This window comes from Pseudoalteromonas agarivorans, assembly GCF_024518735.1.
Lineage (GTDB): Bacteria > Pseudomonadota > Gammaproteobacteria > Enterobacterales > Alteromonadaceae > Pseudoalteromonas > Pseudoalteromonas atlantica.
The window spans coordinates 82,237-98,169 of sequence record NZ_JANIGJ010000003.1 but is presented as its reverse complement, the minus strand read 5'-3'; the positions used below and the strand labels follow the sequence as shown (position 1 = coordinate 98,169).

15 protein-coding genes and 1 pseudogene are annotated in these 15,933 nt (G+C 41.4%); 9 read left to right on the top strand and 7 right to left on the bottom strand.

The annotated features are described in order from the left end of the window. The first annotated feature begins 8 nt into the window (after positions 1-8). The 5 genes from NQT65_RS07120 to NQT65_RS07100 all read left to right on the top strand — a co-directional run bounded on the left by NQT65_RS07120 (position 9) and on the right by NQT65_RS07100 (position 3,993). The gene (locus tag NQT65_RS07120) at positions 9-494 is read left to right on the top strand and encodes a GNAT family N-acetyltransferase (RefSeq protein WP_256850803.1); all 486 of its coding nucleotides are present in this window, start codon (positions 9-11) and stop codon (positions 492-494) included. 128 nt (positions 495-622) lie between these two features. After that, a complete protein-coding gene (locus NQT65_RS07115; RefSeq protein ID WP_054981802.1) occupies positions 623-1,978 on the top strand; it encodes a DNA-3-methyladenine glycosylase 2 family protein in 1,356 nt (451 codons plus the stop codon). Continuing rightward, complete coding sequence (locus tag NQT65_RS07110; RefSeq protein WP_029774244.1) at positions 1,975-2,445, top strand: methylated-DNA--[protein]-cysteine S-methyltransferase; 471 nt, start codon at positions 1,975-1,977, stop codon at positions 2,443-2,445. Before NQT65_RS07115 ends, NQT65_RS07110 begins: the two co-directional genes overlap by 4 nt. Before the next feature lie 67 nt (positions 2,446-2,512). Then, the gene (locus NQT65_RS07105) at positions 2,513-3,307 is read left to right on the top strand and encodes a transporter substrate-binding domain-containing protein (protein ID WP_256850802.1); all 795 of its coding nucleotides are present in this window, start codon (positions 2,513-2,515) and stop codon (positions 3,305-3,307) included. A 101-nt stretch (positions 3,308-3,408) separates the two neighbouring features. After that, positions 3,409-3,993 (top strand): thymidine kinase, encoded by a 585-nt coding sequence (locus tag NQT65_RS07100; RefSeq protein WP_024031955.1) that lies wholly within the window; start codon positions 3,409-3,411, stop codon positions 3,991-3,993. Here the strand turns inward: NQT65_RS07100 and ltaE are convergent. Beyond that, positions 3,976-4,979: pseudogene (gene ltaE, locus NQT65_RS07095) on the bottom strand (low-specificity L-threonine aldolase). The gene NQT65_RS07100 and the pseudogene ltaE overlap by 18 nt on opposite strands. Positions 4,980-5,029: 50 nt before the next feature. After that, positions 5,030-5,962 carry a 23S rRNA (adenine(1618)-N(6))-methyltransferase RlmF gene (rlmF, locus tag NQT65_RS07090; protein ID WP_256850801.1) on the bottom strand — a complete coding sequence of 311 codons (933 nt, stop codon included), beginning with the start codon at positions 5,960-5,962 and terminating at the stop codon, positions 5,030-5,032. A 128-nt stretch (positions 5,963-6,090) separates the two neighbouring features. Here rlmF and NQT65_RS07085 point away from each other — a divergent pair, with 128 nt between their 5' ends. After that, positions 6,091-6,993, top strand: coding sequence for an alpha/beta fold hydrolase (locus NQT65_RS07085; protein WP_054981806.1), 903 nt, complete (start codon positions 6,091-6,093; stop codon positions 6,991-6,993). Between the two features lie 10 nt (positions 6,994-7,003). Here the strand turns inward: NQT65_RS07085 and NQT65_RS07080 are convergent, their stop codons facing one another. From NQT65_RS07080 to NQT65_RS07070, 3 genes are all read right to left on the bottom strand, one after another. Next, on the bottom strand, positions 7,004-8,431 hold the full coding sequence (locus NQT65_RS07080; RefSeq protein ID WP_256850800.1) for a tetratricopeptide repeat-containing sulfotransferase family protein: 1,428 nt from the start codon (positions 8,429-8,431) through the stop codon (positions 7,004-7,006). A gap of 86 nt (positions 8,432-8,517) precedes the next feature. Continuing rightward, the gene (locus NQT65_RS07075; RefSeq protein WP_024031950.1) at positions 8,518-11,097 is read right to left on the bottom strand and encodes a TonB-dependent receptor plug domain-containing protein; all 2,580 of its coding nucleotides are present in this window, start codon (positions 11,095-11,097) and stop codon (positions 8,518-8,520) included. A gap of 325 nt (positions 11,098-11,422) precedes the next feature. Next, positions 11,423-11,590, bottom strand: a complete 168-nt coding sequence (locus NQT65_RS07070) for an oxidoreductase-like domain-containing protein (RefSeq protein ID WP_126009090.1) — start codon at positions 11,588-11,590, stop codon at positions 11,423-11,425. Positions 11,591-11,694: 104 nt separating this feature from the next. On the opposite strand from NQT65_RS07070, the gene NQT65_RS07065 reads away from it, so the two are divergent. Next, positions 11,695-12,117 (top strand): hypothetical protein, encoded by a 423-nt coding sequence (locus NQT65_RS07065; protein WP_024031949.1) that lies wholly within the window; start codon positions 11,695-11,697, stop codon positions 12,115-12,117. Between the two features lie 82 nt (positions 12,118-12,199). Beyond that, on the top strand, positions 12,200-13,561 hold the full coding sequence (locus NQT65_RS07060; protein WP_256850799.1) for a leucyl aminopeptidase family protein: 1,362 nt from the start codon (positions 12,200-12,202) through the stop codon (positions 13,559-13,561). Positions 13,562-13,578: 17 nt separating this feature from the next. Here the strand turns inward: NQT65_RS07060 and gloA2 are convergent, their stop codons facing one another. Both gloA2 and NQT65_RS07050 read right to left on the bottom strand, forming a co-directional pair. Next, positions 13,579-13,965: an SMU1112c/YaeR family gloxylase I-like metalloprotein gene (gene gloA2 / locus NQT65_RS07055; protein WP_024031947.1), complete on the bottom strand. Its 387-nt coding sequence runs from the start codon at positions 13,963-13,965 to the stop codon at positions 13,579-13,581. Positions 13,966-14,064: 99 nt separating this feature from the next. Further along, positions 14,065-15,144: a ketoacyl-ACP synthase III gene (locus tag NQT65_RS07050; RefSeq protein WP_256850798.1), complete on the bottom strand. Its 1,080-nt coding sequence runs from the start codon at positions 15,142-15,144 to the stop codon at positions 14,065-14,067. Between the two features lie 367 nt (positions 15,145-15,511). Between NQT65_RS07050 and NQT65_RS07045 the strand changes: the two genes are divergently transcribed. Beyond that, complete coding sequence (locus NQT65_RS07045; protein WP_256850797.1) at positions 15,512-15,916, top strand: nuclear transport factor 2 family protein; 405 nt, start codon at positions 15,512-15,514, stop codon at positions 15,914-15,916. Positions 15,917-15,933 lie beyond the last annotated feature (17 nt).

The following is a 15,933-nucleotide window of genomic DNA, read 5'->3' as shown; positions in this document are numbered from 1 at the left end:
TTAATAACATGAGTAAGCAAATAGAAATACGCGACGCTAAAAAAAGCGATGCGCCAACCATTTTACAGTTTATTACCGAACTGGCCATTTACGAAAAAGAACCCGATGCAGTAAAAACAGATGAGCAGGCAATTATAAAAACGTTGTTTAGTGAGGGGGCAACAGCACACAGTGTTATTTGCCTTGAAGATGATGAGCCTATTGGCTTTGCGGTGTATTTTTATAATTACTCTACCTGGCTGGGTAAAAATGGCTTATATCTGGAAGATTTATACGTAAGCCCCGATAGCCGTGGCAATGGTGCGGGCAAACAAATAATGAAACACCTTGCTAATAAAGCTATAAAAAACGACTGTGGACGCTTTGAGTGGGTAGTACTGGATTGGAATCAACCCGCTATAGATTTTTATAATAGCATTGGGGCAAAAGCCCAAAACGAATGGATAATCTACCGCCTAGCAGGCCAAGACTTGCTCGATTTTACAGAGCAATAGTGATACTAAAACGCTTAATTAAGTGGGTTGGTATAATACTTTTTTAAAAGCAGATGAGTGCCGAAAACGGCCAGTATCTGCTTTAAAAATTGTTATGCTAAGGTACGTTTTATTGATTAAGACCCTACATGAATAATCAGTATTGGCAAAAAGCACGGCAAAGCCGCGATGCACGATTTGATGGCTTATTTTACGTTGCGGTAAAAAGCACCGGCATTTATTGCCGGCCAATTTGCCCCGCGCCCACCGCTCAAGAAAAAAATGTGGTGTATTATCAATATGCGCATAACGCAGCGCAAGCAGGCTTTAGACCGTGCATACGCTGCAGGCCCGATAGTGCTCCGGGCAGCGCTGCTTGGCAAGGGGTAAAAACAACAGCGCTCAGAGCTAAGCAGTTAATTGATTTAGGTGACAGCTGTAATTGCGAAATGCTAGCTACTCGTTTGGGTATTACCAGTCGATATTTGCGACGCATATTTAATCAGCACTTTGGTGTGTCTGTTACTCAGTATCGGTTATTTAACCAATGTCAGTTTGCTAAAAAGCTCATTCAAGAGACCACATTACCTATAACCGATATTGCATTTGCCGCTGGGTTTAAAAGTGTGCGACGTTTTAACGATGCTTTTTTACAACAATTAAATATAGCGCCATCAAAGCTCAGAAAATCAAAAAAAGAGGCAACCCCAGTGATTGTATTAACTCTCCCTTTTAGACCTCCTTACAATTGGCAGGCTTTGCACAGCTTTTTGTCAAAGCGGTTAATAGAGCCTATGGAGTGGATAACCCCAACCAGTTACGGGCGAACATTTAAGCTAAAAGGGGCGGTAGGTTATTTTAATGCGCACTTTAAGGCGCAACATAACCATTTTAAAGTTGAAATAGTAATAAATAATACCGAGCACTTACAAAAAGTAATTAATAATATACGCCGTGTACTTGATGTAGATGCCGATATAAACCCTATTGAAAGCCACTTAAAAAACAGTATTAATGGGGCATTTACATTAAGTGAAGGGCTACGCTTACCTGGAATATGGTCAAGCTTTGAAGCGGGGATCCGCGCTGTATTGGGCCAACAAGTTAGCGTGGGGGCAGCGCACACTTTAGTAACAAAGCTGGTCGCAGAGCGAGGCGATAAACACGCAGATAAAGTGTATTTTCCACAGCCTGAGGATTTAGCGACATGCGACTTTGAATTTTTTAAAATGCCGCAATCGCGCAAAAATGCATTAAAAAATTTATCTAAGTACTGCGCTGATAACCCCGATAACAGGGTTTTGGATAATTGGCTCGATATAAAAGGCATAGGCCCATGGACTGTTAACTACGCTAAACTGCGCGGGCAAAGTAACCCAGATATACTATTAGCCGGCGATCTCGGGGTAAAAAAGGCGCTGATCAATGCTAAGCAATTTAACCCAGAGCTGAGCGCTCCATTTCGCTCGTACTTAACGTTTCAACTATGGCAGCAACTTTCATGATTATACAGACCGCAATTTCGAGCCCGATTGACGATGTTATTATTCAAGCGACTGAAAACGGGGTGAGCTATGTTGGTTTTTACCCAAAAACACACTACACCCATACACCTGTTGAGCAAGTAACAAATGAAGCGGTTTTAATCTGCGTAAAGCAATTAAACGAATACTTTAATGGTCAGCGCAAAACCTTTAATGTGCCATTAGATACGCAAGGTACGCCTTTTCAAAATGGTGTGTGGCAAGCCTTGCTCAGCGTCCCTTTTGGCAAAACCATGACCTACGGCGATATAGCTAAACAATTAAATAACCCTAAGGCGGTAAGAGCAGTCGGGGCTGCAAATGGCAAAAACCCCATCAGTATTATTGTGCCATGCCATCGAATTATTGGTGCAAACTCAAAGCTTACTGGGTACGCTGGTGGCCTTGAGAGAAAAAGTTGGCTACTAAAGCATGAAGGGATAATTTAACTGTAACAGCACTGGCAGCTTTGTTATCACAAGCTACAATTTACATTATTTACTAATAAAAATTATTATGAGTATCAGCAGCTTAAATTATTTATTTATATTTGGTTTGATGTTTTCTTCAGCGGTGTTTGCTAACCCTCAAACGCTTATATTTTGCTACGAAGATAAAGACGTTGCACCTATGTTTTTGGGCATTGGGCAAGAGGTACCTATAGATAACCCTGGCGCCTCAATTGAAATTTTAAAGCAACTGGATGCCGACATACCCAATGTGGCTATTTCATTTGTTAGAAAACCATGGCGCAGATGCCTAAACGATTTAGAGCTCAACCGTGTTAATGCCGTTATTGCCAGCTATCGTGATGGGCGTGAACGTTTCGCTGTGTACCCTACAAACGAAAAAGGGGTGTTGCTAGAAAAATTTGCAGTGAGTCGTTTTAGTAGCTGCTTAATAGGGCGGGCTCGTTTTCATAAACATTGGCAAACACGTGAAGTATTTCAAAATAAAGCGTTTACTATCGCCATTCCTAATGGCTATGGCTTAAACAGCGCGCTAAAAGAAGAGCCTTTTTACATCCATAATACTTTTTCAAAAGACAAAGCATTTGAATTACTTGATAAAGGAGTGGTACAGGCAAGTGTTGATTTATGCCAAGTAGATGACTTAAAAGTGTCGAGCTATCAACATAAAGGGAGCGATGTAAAACCCCTTTTCCCACCTTATGAAACAACCGACGGTTATTTAATTTTTTCAAAGCAGTTTTACCAGCAAAATAGCCAGCTTAGTAAAGAGATATGGCAGTGGTTAGCGCGCTTTGATAGTGCACAAATTTATATAAAATATTTGCAAGCTGTTGAGTAATAAGAAAATCAAAGCGCTTATTAACTAAAATAGCGATATGAAATTGGTATTAATCGCATATTAAGGTAGCATAAGCGCACTTTTTATCTTAAGGCACGGCAATGGCTCAATTATACTTTTACTACTCTGCGATGAATGCGGGTAAATCAACCACCTTATTACAATCTGCGTTTAACTATCGTGAACGCGGTATGGAGCCAGTTATTTTAACGGCTGCAATTGATAACCGCTCTGGTGTAGGAAAAGTATCGTCTCGTATCGGGCTGCAAGCTGATGCGCATATATTTGATTCGTCAAAAAATGTTTTTGAGCTGATCCAAAATCTGCAAAACGAAAAAAAGCGCCACTGTGTATTGGTTGACGAATGCCAGTTTTTATCTAAAGAGCAAGTTATGCAGCTGACCGATGTGGTTGACGAACTTGGTATTCCGGTATTGTGTTATGGCCTGCGAAGCGACTTTAGAGGTGAGTTATTTATTGGCTCTCAGTACTTGCTAGCATGGGCCGATAAACTGGTTGAGCTTAAAACAGTGTGCCATTGCGGCCGTAAAGCCAATCATGTGTTGCGTACAGATGAAAACGGCAATGCTATTGCCGATGGTAACCAAGTAGAAATTGGCGGCAACGACCGTTATGTGTCGGTGTGTCGCAAGCACTATAAGGCTGAGTTAAATATGGGCCGCTAAGGCTCGTATAAAAGTATCTATATCATCTTTGTTTATATCAAGATGAGTGACTAGCCTAAGCTGTTTGCTTGGGCTGATTAATATGCCTTGTTGTGCTAATTGCTCGCTAATATGCGCTATATTTAACTCACTTGAATAGCGCGCATACACCATGTTAGTGGTGTTACTCATATCAACGCTAAACCCATTGAGTTCGTTAAGCTTACTTGCTAAATAACGCGCATTAGCGTGATCGTCTTTTAAGCGAGAGACGTTATTTTCAAGTGCGTATTGCCCCGCGGCTGCCAGCATTCCTGCTTGGCGCATGCCACCACCGAGTACTTTTCTCCAGCGCCGTGCTTTTGTGATAAGCGCCTTGTGCCTAGTAATAGCGAGCCAACGGGAGCACCTAGCCCTTTTGATAAGCAAATTGAAACAGAGTCAAAGTGCTGGGTAATATCTGTAATATCAACGTTTAATTCAACCGCTGCATTAAACGCACGTGCGCCATCTAAGTGCAGAGCCAACGAGTGCTCATTTACAAAATGACGTGCTTTGGCTAAGTAGCTAAGGGGGAGTACTTTTCCGCCTATGGTGTTTTCAAGGCTAAGTAAGCGGGTGTTAGCAAAATGGCTATCATCTGGTTTTATTGCGGCGGCAATTTTATCAAAGCAGAGGCTGCCATCGGGTTCATTCTCAATCGGTTGTGGTTGAATAGAGCCTAATACTGCAGCGCCACCGCCTTCAAATTTATAGTTATGGGCATTTTGCCCGCAAATATATTCATCTCCGCGTTCGCAATGGGCCATAAGCGCAAGTAAATTAGCTTGCGTGCCAGAGCTACAATAAAGTGCGGCTTCAAAGCTAAAACGCTCACATGCATAGGCTTCTAGTTGGTTTACGCTAGAATCATCCCCGTACACATCATCGCCTACTGGCGCGCTATACATTACATCGCGCATGGCTTTTGAGGGTTTAGTAACCGTGTCTGAGCGAAAATCTATCATGGTGGTTATTCCTTTATTAAGTACTACAGGCTTTTTTGTTTTTTATGGGTTTAAACAAGCTCTTCAAAAATTTGTTCACGGGTGGCTTTATCAAAATAACTCCAGGCAATAAAGCGACTTACTTTTTGTCCTTGTGCCATGTCTATAATTTTATATTCGGCAATAGGGAGGGTGCTTAATTTATTTTCTAACACTTTAAGCGTTTCTTTTTTTGAAACCAAGGAGGTAAACCATATTACTTGCTCTGCAAATTGCTCACTTTGAGCAATCATATTGCTAATAAACTGTGCTTCGCCGCCCTCGCACCATAGCTCATTATTTTGCCCGCCAAAATTAAGGGTGTTTTTAGGTGATTTCCCTAAGTTTTTCCATTTGCGCTGCGACCCTTTATTGGCCTCTTCTGCGCTTGCGTGAAACGGGGGGTTACACAGGGTTAAATGAAATAAATCTTTTTGATTTATAATGTTTTCAAAAATAGATGATGCGTTTTTTTGGTGTTTAAGGGTTATTTTTAAACCATTAAATTGGGCGATTTGTTTCGCTATTTTTATTGAATTTACATCGATGTCGCTACCAGTAAAGTGCCAGTTGTATTCATGATTACCCGTTAATGGGTAGACCAAATTGGCCCCTGTGCCAATATCGAGCACCTTAATTTGCCTGCCAGTTGGAATATTTTGTTGGTTGTCGTCGCTTAATAAGTCTGCCAAGTAATGAATGTAATCAACGCGACCAGGAATAGGGGGGCATAGGTTATGCTCAGGAATATCCCAAAAATCTATTTTATAATGCGCTTTTAAAAGCGCTTGATTAAGCGTTTTTACTGCTGTGTTATTGGTAAAATCAATGCTCTTACTCCCCGCAGGGGTGACGATGATGAAAGGGGTTAACGCATCGTGCTTATCGCATAGCAGGTCTAAATCGTAGCCATGTAAATGTTGGTTGCGTGGGTGGAGCTTGTTAGAGACTTGTTTTGATTTCATAGCATTAATTTAGCAATTAAATAATGGCGCAATTGTATCAAATGCCCCACTAAAAAGTGCAACCATTTACTTTAGAATTAACAGTGGTACTGGTAGGATGAGTGGCTAAAAATAATAAAGGAAAATTTGTGGCAATTACACAGCACTCCCATTTTGTTCAACTAGGCAATCAGCAAACACTACATTTACGCCGTATAGCAAACGACAAGCAAGCGGGCCCCGTGGTGTTTTTTATGCACGGCGCAGTAGAAAATGGCAAAATTTTTTATACTCATAGCAATAAAGGGTTAGCCCCTTATTTGGCTGAGCAAGGCTACTGCTGTTATGTAGCAGACCTGCGCGGGCGTGGAGAGAGCAAGCCGCTTATTTCGCCGCAGGCTAAATATGGTCAAACAGAGGCAATAGTAGAAGATATCCCCGCCTTTATTAATTACATTGAACAATTTGAGGGTAAAAAGCCAGACTATTGGGTTGCTCACTCTTGGGGGGGCGTTTTAATGAATAGCGTTTTTGCACGTTTTCCTGAGTATTTAAAAGAGGTTAAAGCGTGTGCTTATTTTGGCTCTAAACGCTCTTTGTTTAACAATCACCCTAAAAAGTTACTACAAGCAAATGTAATTTGGTACTTTATGGCGCCCATATTGGCTAAAAAACAGGGATACTTAAACGCTAAAGGCTATAAGTGGGGCAGCGATAACGAATCGCAAAAGTCGCATTATCAAAGCATGCAGTGGGCTAAAAAAAGGCCATGGATAGATAGCGATGATGGTTTTGACTATGCAAAAGCCTTAGCTAAAGTGCAGGTGCCTCCTACACTACATATTGGCGCTGTAAACGATAAGGCTCTTGCGCAGCCTATTGATATTAAAAAGTTTATGGCAGAGTCCGGACCTGGAAAACAAACCCTTAAAATTTATGGCAAGCGCCATGGTCATAGTGTGGATTACGATCATATTAATATGCTTACTCACCCTCAGGCACGGGATGAGCAATTTAAAGATGTTGTAAGCTGGTTTAACGAGCACAGTTAGGCAATTAGGCTCATTCAAATTGTTTTAAAAGCGGTGTTTTATAGCGCTCCCAATGCGCGAGTGCCTGTGTATTAATTGGCTGCCTAATGGCTTGTTTGCTTAATGTGCTAACGGCAGCCTTACGCTTATAAAATGCTAAGCATTGCGGTTCATACTCACACCCTAAAAACGAAAATAAAGCACTTAGCTGCGACTCAGGCTTGGCAACTATTTGCTCATAATGAATATCGTATAGCGGTAATGAGGGCAGGCTGCGCCAATGGTCCATTAATTTTGCATACAACGCATGGTAAAGTTTAAATTCTTTTAAATCACAAAAGTACGGCTCATTTTCGGCAAAGTAGTTACTGAACACCGAAAAAGCAGTGGCGTTAAAATCTCTACTTAAATTAATAAATTTAGCATTAGGGAACAGCAAGTAAATTAAGCCAATAGACTGATAGTTACTCGGTAGCTTATTAATAATGAAAGGGCGTACAGGCTGTGCTTTTTTTAATTCCTCAATATAAATATTGCGAGCTTTTGCGATTAAATCGTTACTAAGTGCGCTTAAGCATTGCGGGTAAGGGGTTTGCGTTTGCTGCTCTATAAACGCCACCACTTGGTTAGCGATACTGGTGTTTTCACCTAATGTAGCAAACTGTGAGTGGCAGGCCATCATTTGCTCAAGTAAGGTTGAGCCGCTGCGGGGCATACCAATAATAAACACGGGCGTAATAGTGCCGGTAAAAGTGTGATCGGCAGATGCAATTAGCTGTTGTGTATTATGCGTTATGATTGTTTCATAAAAAGGCACTAAGTCACTGGTTTTAAAGTGAGTAAGCTTTTTTTGAAGTTTGTTGGCAAGCACATAGTAGTTAAATGCTTGCTCTGTATCTTCTAGTTTGTCGTAGCTTTTACCTAACGCGTAGTAACACACCATTTTTAAACGCACGTTATTCGTTTGCGTTAAAAAGTGGTGCAGGTTGCTCACATAATTATGTTCTTTATTGAAACGGCCTAATTGTACTAGTTCAAATAAAATATAGGCAGTTACGGGGTATAGCCCCATGCTTAGCGCATGCGCAAATGTGGTGTGTGCTTTGTCTAATTCGCCGTAGCTTAAATAATGCTGAGCTAAATAATAATGAGGCTCTGGGTTATGGCTTGCGAGGCTTTTAGCATATTCGAGTACTTTAAGCGCATCATTAGGGGAATTAACACCGTTAAATGCATCGGCAAGGGCGTGCAGTGGCTCAAGCATATGGGGTAAACGTTCGCATGCTTTTTGTAATAAGTATACCGCTGCATCAAAGCGCTCTAACCTAAGTGCTATCCTGCCTAAACCAAATAATGCTTCGCCGCTTTGCGGGTTACTATTTAAAATTGCTTTAAAATGAAACTCGGCTTCTTTGAGTTTATTTTCTTGTAGTAATTGATTGGCTTTTTTAATTAGCATGATGAGGCATTATTGTTTTTTAATTAATATAAAATAAAAAAGGCGAAATGTCTTAACATTTCGCCTTGGTTTATCATGAAAAAATATTAGAAAGTATAGGTTGCTTTCGCGTAGTAGAAGCCACCGTTAATACCGTATGGAGATGTTTCGTAGTATTGGCCACCCCAGTTATTGTTAGGTATACCCGTACGGTCTTCAAAATCAAGTTTTTCAGCGTCTTGGTCAAAGATGTTTTGTGCACCTACCGAGAAGCTAATAGACTCATTTAAGAAGTACGTTATTTCAGCGTCAATGGTCACGGCTGCGTCAGCTGTTTTTGCTGTTGCATCGTAATCTACGTGAACACCTTGGTATTCGCCATAGTAATTAGCACGGGTAAACATTGAAAAAGATTCCCACTGCTGTGCCCAAGTAAGCGTTGCACGGTGGTTAGGTAAATCTTCTTCTAAACGCTTAACTTTAAACTCACCGGTAATGTCGCTGAACTTAGTTACCTCAGTTTCATTCCAGTTGTAAGCAAGGCTAAATGTAGAGCTTCCGCCTAGCATGTCAGCGGTGTAGTTTGCTACTAAGTCAATACCTTGCGTTGTTGTATCAAAGTCATTTGTGAAAAAGCTTACTTGTGCATAGCTTTGCGCATTTGGTACGCCTGCTGCTTCTAACGTGTCTTTATCATCTTGGCTAAGTACAATTTTTTCAGATTGGCTGATACGGTCATCAACTTCAATGTTGTAGTAATCAAGTGTTACAAATAAATCACCAATAGTGTAAACCGCACCTAATGTGTAGCTTTGCGATTCTTCTGGTTCAAGCTCTGTACCACCTAATTGCACTGCAATTGGGTTTGTTGGTGGTAAAAGTGCTGAATCTTGTAATACACCATCACTTAAGTTTGTTTGTACGTTACTTACGTTCGCTTGGCCAACTGTTGGAGCACGGAAACCTGTGCTTACTGAGCCACGAATATTTAGATCTTCAGTTACGTGGTACTGCGCCATTACTTTGTAGTTTGTTGTTGTACCAAAGCTGTCGTAATCTTCAAAACGTACCGCAAGGCCCATTAAGAATTCTTCTGTAAATGGTGCTTCAATATCTACATAAGCTGCGTAGTTACGGCGTGTATATTCGCCTGCATCAGAAGGTTTGAAACCAGGGAAACCATTAGAGCCAATACCAAAACCTTGCTCAGTTAAAGGACCTGCAGTGAATGATGCTTCATCACCCGAAATTACAGTAAATGTTTCTTCGTGCCATTCTAAACCACCGGCAATATTTACATCGTACGCTAGGTCAAAATCAAAGCCTTTAGAAAGGTCAAAGTTAAAGTTTTTCTCTAGTTGCTCATATTTACCTGGGCTAAAATCACGTGGGCTGTCTGCACCTAACGACGCATTAACCGTGTCGTAAATAAAGTAGCGAGATTCGTTTAAACCCACCGTACCGCTTAAATCGTAAAATGCATCTTTAAGGAAACCACCCGTAAACATACCCTTTGTACCAATAGTTAAAGAGGTATCGGTGATGTTACCACCAAAGTTAGGCGTAAAACCGCCAGGAATGGTTTCGTTAAATGCAAAACAATCAGGGTTATTAGCAACACCGCTAATGTAGTCTGGGTTATCTAGTACGTTGTCATCAATTGCGATAGTAGGACAGTTACCGCTCATGTCTTCTGTTAAATCGGCAACAAGCAGTGTTTCACCGCCATCGTTTGAGTATACACCTGGGCGAGTGTGCGGGTTACGGTAGTAAAAACCACCACGTACATCACGCTCAGAGTAGTTACCAAACATATAAAATTCTGAGTCGTTTGTTAGTTCTAAACCAAAGTTACCAAAAATTGAAATGTCGTCATCAACCTCTGGGGCACCCCAAACTTGCGCAAGCGAAGACACTTCTGGTACACCTGCAGCAGAAAGCGCAGCTGCATCAGGGCGTTGCTCTGAGCGACTTGTTGCATCTGCTGTTTTATATTGAAAACTTAAGTTAGCAAAACCGTTGTCAGTAAATGGTAAGCCTACGTTACCCGATATCTGTGTGGTATCACCGTCGCCTTCGTAGTATTGACCATGGCGTACTTCAAGTTTACCGCCTTCAGAGGCATCTTTAAGTTGGAAGTTCATTACACCTGCGATTGCATCTGAGCCGTATTGTGCTGCTGCACCATCACGTAGTACTTCTACTTGCTTAAGTGCAATGCTAGGAATAACTGAAATATCAGCGCCTTGTGCACCATCGTTAATACCACCACCTAAAAATGCAATAACAGAAGCACGGTGACGGCGTTTACCGTTTAAAAGGATTAATGTGCTGTCTGAAGGTAAGCCACGTAAGTTAGCTGGGCGTACTAGTGATGCAGCATCACTGATTGGGTTTTGGTGAACATTAAAAGAAGGAACAGAGCCTTTAAGTAGCTCTAGCATGTCTGTGTTACCAGACTTTTCTAGCTCTTCACCGCCAATAATATCAATAGGAACCGGTGAATCACCAATAGAGCGTGGCGCTGAGCGAGTACCCACTACGGCAATTTTTTCAACGTTTTTATTAACTTTAGTTTCGCTTTCTTCTGCTGCAACAGCAGAACCTGAAATAAACAAACCTGCGGTGGTTGTTGTTGCTAATGCAAATTTAATTGCTTGATTTAGCGCATTGCTTTTAAGTTTCATTCTAATTTTCCCCAGTTAGAATATATTTTGTACGTAATGCAGTAATTAACATTACTTATTTATAATTTTGGACGTGTTCACATGGGGATAAAGAGTCAACCTACTCGACTTCTTAAAGCTAAAAGCCCACCTCATGTGAAGTCCTGTGTACAGCCTATACATAAAAAACTTTCAGGGCAATTAATAATTAACTCTTTAATAACAAAAAGTTCAAAATAAAATATATTTGCAACAATGGTGCAGTATGTAACTAATTTGAACTAATAAAGTGCGATTTTAACGCTTTTACGAAGATTTAATGCGCGAAGTGGGTGGGTGGATGTTATCAACTTGTTTCTTTTGGTGAGGCGGGTGGTGTGTTTTGCGCTTGCCAGTCGCGATATTTTTGTCTGTATTCGTCCCACACGCAAGGGCTACAGCTACCTCCGCCGCAGCATTCATCAGGCTGTGGTTTTTGGGGTTTGGGGAGTACTATTATTTGTTTGCTTTGCATAAAAATGAGCTTGTGAGCACTGTTATGGTGCAAAAGAGTAAAGTATAGGGCGTATTAAGTAAATTATTCTTGTGTAAAACCCTTTATGTGTGAAAATAAAGGGTATGCGATTATATAAAGTTATTCACCGTGCGCCTTGGCGGGTAGTTAAAATTAGTAAAAAGCGCCAACAGCTTCGCTTTCGTCGTGCAATGGTGGCGCTAAAAATTGCTCTTGCGCAAGAAAGGCAAGAAACCATAGAAATGCTCACCATTTATAGGCGTTACACGCAAGGGCAAACCAGCAAAGAAGAGTTAAAGCGTGCTAATGAGCAGTTTGTAGATATTTTAAAAGGGCTTGGCTTAGGTGTATTTGCCGTACTGCCGTTTGCCCCTATTACTATTCCATTGGTTGTAAAGCTAGGTAGAATGGTAGGTGTAGATGTGTTGCCTAGCTCGTTTAACATTAATAAACCAGTTAAAGAGCTAGACGCCGAAATAGTTAAAGAGGATTTAAAACAACACACTAAAGCGCCAAATAAAGAATAAAGCTGGCTAAAATTAGCTATACCTTTTAGCCGGTCTTATTGGTATGCTTTGAGCTACCATTTTTTATTATATGAGCTTTTCAATGAGTGCATTACTTCGTCATACTTCTTCTGGTATTCCTTTATCTTTTATTCTTAAAAACGAGTTAACTGACTGGCAATCACAACAACCGGCTTTTATCCAAACATGGTTAACAAATAGCGGCTTTGAAAAGCAAGGTTTAGCGCTTGTGCCTGACGCGCAAACCGGTGAGCTAAGCCACGTTTATTGTTTATTACAAAGCCAAGATGATTTTTGGGCCGCAGGCGAGCTTGCCAATAAATTACCGCTGGGCACGTATCAAATTCAAGGCGAAGATGCCTTTATAGAGCAAGTCGCGCTTGGTTTTGTGTTAGGCGGCTATGAATTTAGTGAATATAAAGAAAAACCAACGGCCAAAGCACAATTAGCCATTGCCGATGAAGCGTTGTATCAGCGTATTAAGCAACAAGCCGATGCCATTTATTTAGCGCGTGATTTAGTAAACACACCTGCGGTGGATATGATGCCGCAGCATTTATCGCAAGTAATGGAAGATTTAGCCAATAATTACAACGGCGAATTTACCCAGTGGATTGGCGATGAGCTACTTGAGCAAAATTACCCGACAATACACATGGTCGGGCGCGCCAGCGAAAACAAACCGCGATTACTTGATTTAAAATGGGGCGATGAAAACGCACCACTTATTACCTTAGTTGGTAAAGGGGTATGTTTTGACTCTGGCGGGCTTGATTTAAAACCAAGCTCGGGCATGCGTAACATGAAAAAAGACATGGGCGGGGCTGCGCACGTTATTGCTTTAGCACAGCTAATTATGGCGGCTAATTTACCAATTAGACTGCGTGTTTTAGTGCCTGCGGTTGAAAACGCGGTATCGCGAAATGCATTTCGCCCAGGTGATGTAATTAAAACGCGTAAAGGCATTATGGTTGAAATAGACAATACCGATGCTGAAGGGCGTTTAGTATTGTGTGATGCGCTTAGCGAGGCACAAAACGATAACCCTGAGCTAATTATTGACTTTGCGACCCTTACCGGTGCTTGCCGTGTTGCTTTAGGTACTGAGCTACCGGGCTTTTTCTCAACAGAGCGAGATGTAGCAAATGGTATTATTGATGCCGGTATGGATGTAAGCGACCCTGTATGGCAATTGCCTTTATTTGATCAGTACAAAAGCTTTTTAAAGAGCGATGTAGCCGATATGGCAAACTGTGCCAGCACACCATTTGGTGGTGCAATTACCGCGGCGCTTTATTTAAAAGAGTTTGTAGAGCCAACCACACCCTGGGTACATTTTGATGTAATGGCGTGGAATTTACGTGCTTTACCTGGGCGCCCAACCGGCGGCGAAGCGTTAGGTATTCGTGCGGTATTTAATTACTTGCAAAGCCGCTTTAAATAAACCTTGTTATACGAGGGTTATACCTCGTATAACTCAAGCGGTAAGTTATCTGGATCGGCAAAAAAGGTGAATTTTTTGCCGGTTATTTCATCCACTCTTATCTCTTCCACAGTTATATTTTGTGACTCTAAATACTGCTTTGCTTGGGCAACGTTTTTAACTTTAAATGCTAAATGCCTTAAGCCTTGCGCTTCTGGGTAGCTTGGTCTTGCAGGTGCTCCATCAAACGAAAATAACTCTATTTGGCTGCCATCAGGCATCGCTAAATCTAATTTATACGAATTACGCGCGGCCCTAAAATGCTCGTTAATAACTTTAAGTTTAAGTACGTTACTATAAAAGTGCTTAGAGCGGGCGTAATCACTGCAAATAACAGCAGCATGATGAATGCCTAATAGTTCCATATAGATAGTTCCATGTAGTTAGCTCCATGAGTTTGTTCTTCTAAAAAACAAAAACGCACTAAAAAGTGCGTTTAATTTTTATGTGCTTTTAAAAAACGTTTAGTTAGGCTCAGCGTCTTTGCAGGCTTTAACTGCGCGGGCTACAAGCTCAAGGCCTGTTAGCTCACACGGTGGCAAAGTTGCATCACTTACTTTAATCGGCGTAACACGCTCGCCCCATTTTATATAGCTTGCTGCCCACGTTAAACCTGCGCCAAACGCTGCCGACATAATATTTGAATGCGGCTTAATTAAGCCTTGCTCTACGGCTTCACATAACGCAATAGCAATCGTGGCGGCTGAGGTATTGCCGTAGTCAGCAATGTTTACCATTACTTTTTCATCCGGCACTTTTAAACGATGCTGAATTGCTTGAATAATACGTAAATTAGCTTGATGTGGCACTAATACGTTTATGTCATCAAGGCTTAGATTGGCTTGTGTTAATACATCATCGCACGCTTCGCTCATACCTTTAACGGCACGTTTGAATATTTCACGGCCTTCAAATAGTAAGTCCGATGGGCCAATTGGCTCATATTTATTTAAATCACTACCAAAGTTGGTGATATGCAAAATGTCTCTGTCTTCACTGTCGCAACCGGTTTTAGTACCTAGCAGGCCAGCGGGTGTTTCTGCGGCTTCTAGTACTACTGCGCCTGCGCCATCACCAAATAATACAGCGCTGTCACGGCGTGCCCAGTTTACATACCAGGTCATGCGCTCTGCAGCAATAACCACGGCCTTTTTAATCATACCCGCCTGAATTTGAGCGGTAGCAGCCTGAAGGGCATATAAAAAACCAGAACACGCAGCATTGGTATCCATAGCTGCAGCGCCGGTAGCACCAATGTTTTTTTGTACTAAAGAGGCGGTATTGGCCACTACAGTAGAAGGGGTACACGTTGCTAAAATAACTAAATCGATATCTTTTGCGTCAATCCCTGCACAATCGATGGCGTGCTTTGCGGCAACGGTTGCAAGTTCTGCGGTGCTAACATGGCTAACCCTACGAGATTTAATACCAGTACGTGTGGTGATCCACTCATCGTTGGTATCAACTATTTCGCTAATTTCATCGTTGCTAATGCTTGCTGGTGGAATGCATTTACCCCAACCAGTAATATGTGCGTAGGCCATAGTGTGTTCTCTTAAAAGGTGGTCTGACGTGTATTGCTAATGGGTGAGTTATATCAAAAATTGCCCTTTAAGAGAAGTTATTAACCTGTTTTGTCTCGTAAATAATAGTAATTGTGGGCAATTTAACGTAAAGCTTGTTTAAAGAGTAAGCAAGTATTAAAACTATACGTAGCGATGTGTTAAACAGCATATAATTGAATAGTGCATGATTTTGCGGCTTTACTTAAACGTAAGTGGCTTGCGTTTATGGCACTGCGTTCAAGCTGTTAGCTTGAGTGAATTAAAGTAAGCCGATATTATTAATTACTGCCCGTCTAACGTATAAACACACAAACACGTGGCAATTGCATACATAATAAGGAAGCCCATGAGCAATAAAATAAAAGTGTCGTTGTTTAATCACTTGATTGAGGCCGAACGACAATTGCTCGACCCTGATGTTCGTAAATCAAGCCATGCATTAAATGCCTTACTTGATGATGAATTTATTGAAATTGCAGCTAATGGCACCGTATTTGATAAGCAGCACGTACTCACACGTTTACCTACCGAGGTTGTTCCGCAGTTTTATAATCAGCACTTTAAAGGGCGAATGCTTAGCGATGATGTCGCGCAAATTAGTTACCAAGCCGCTTATAGGCGCTCAGCCCGAAGTGAGTTTAATTACTCCTTACGTATGTCGCTTTGGCGTAGAAGTAATGAACAATGGAAAATGGTGTTTCATCAAGGGACCCCGTGCGCGCTGTTTACTATATCAATGGATGAAGATTAACTTTTTAACGTATTAAA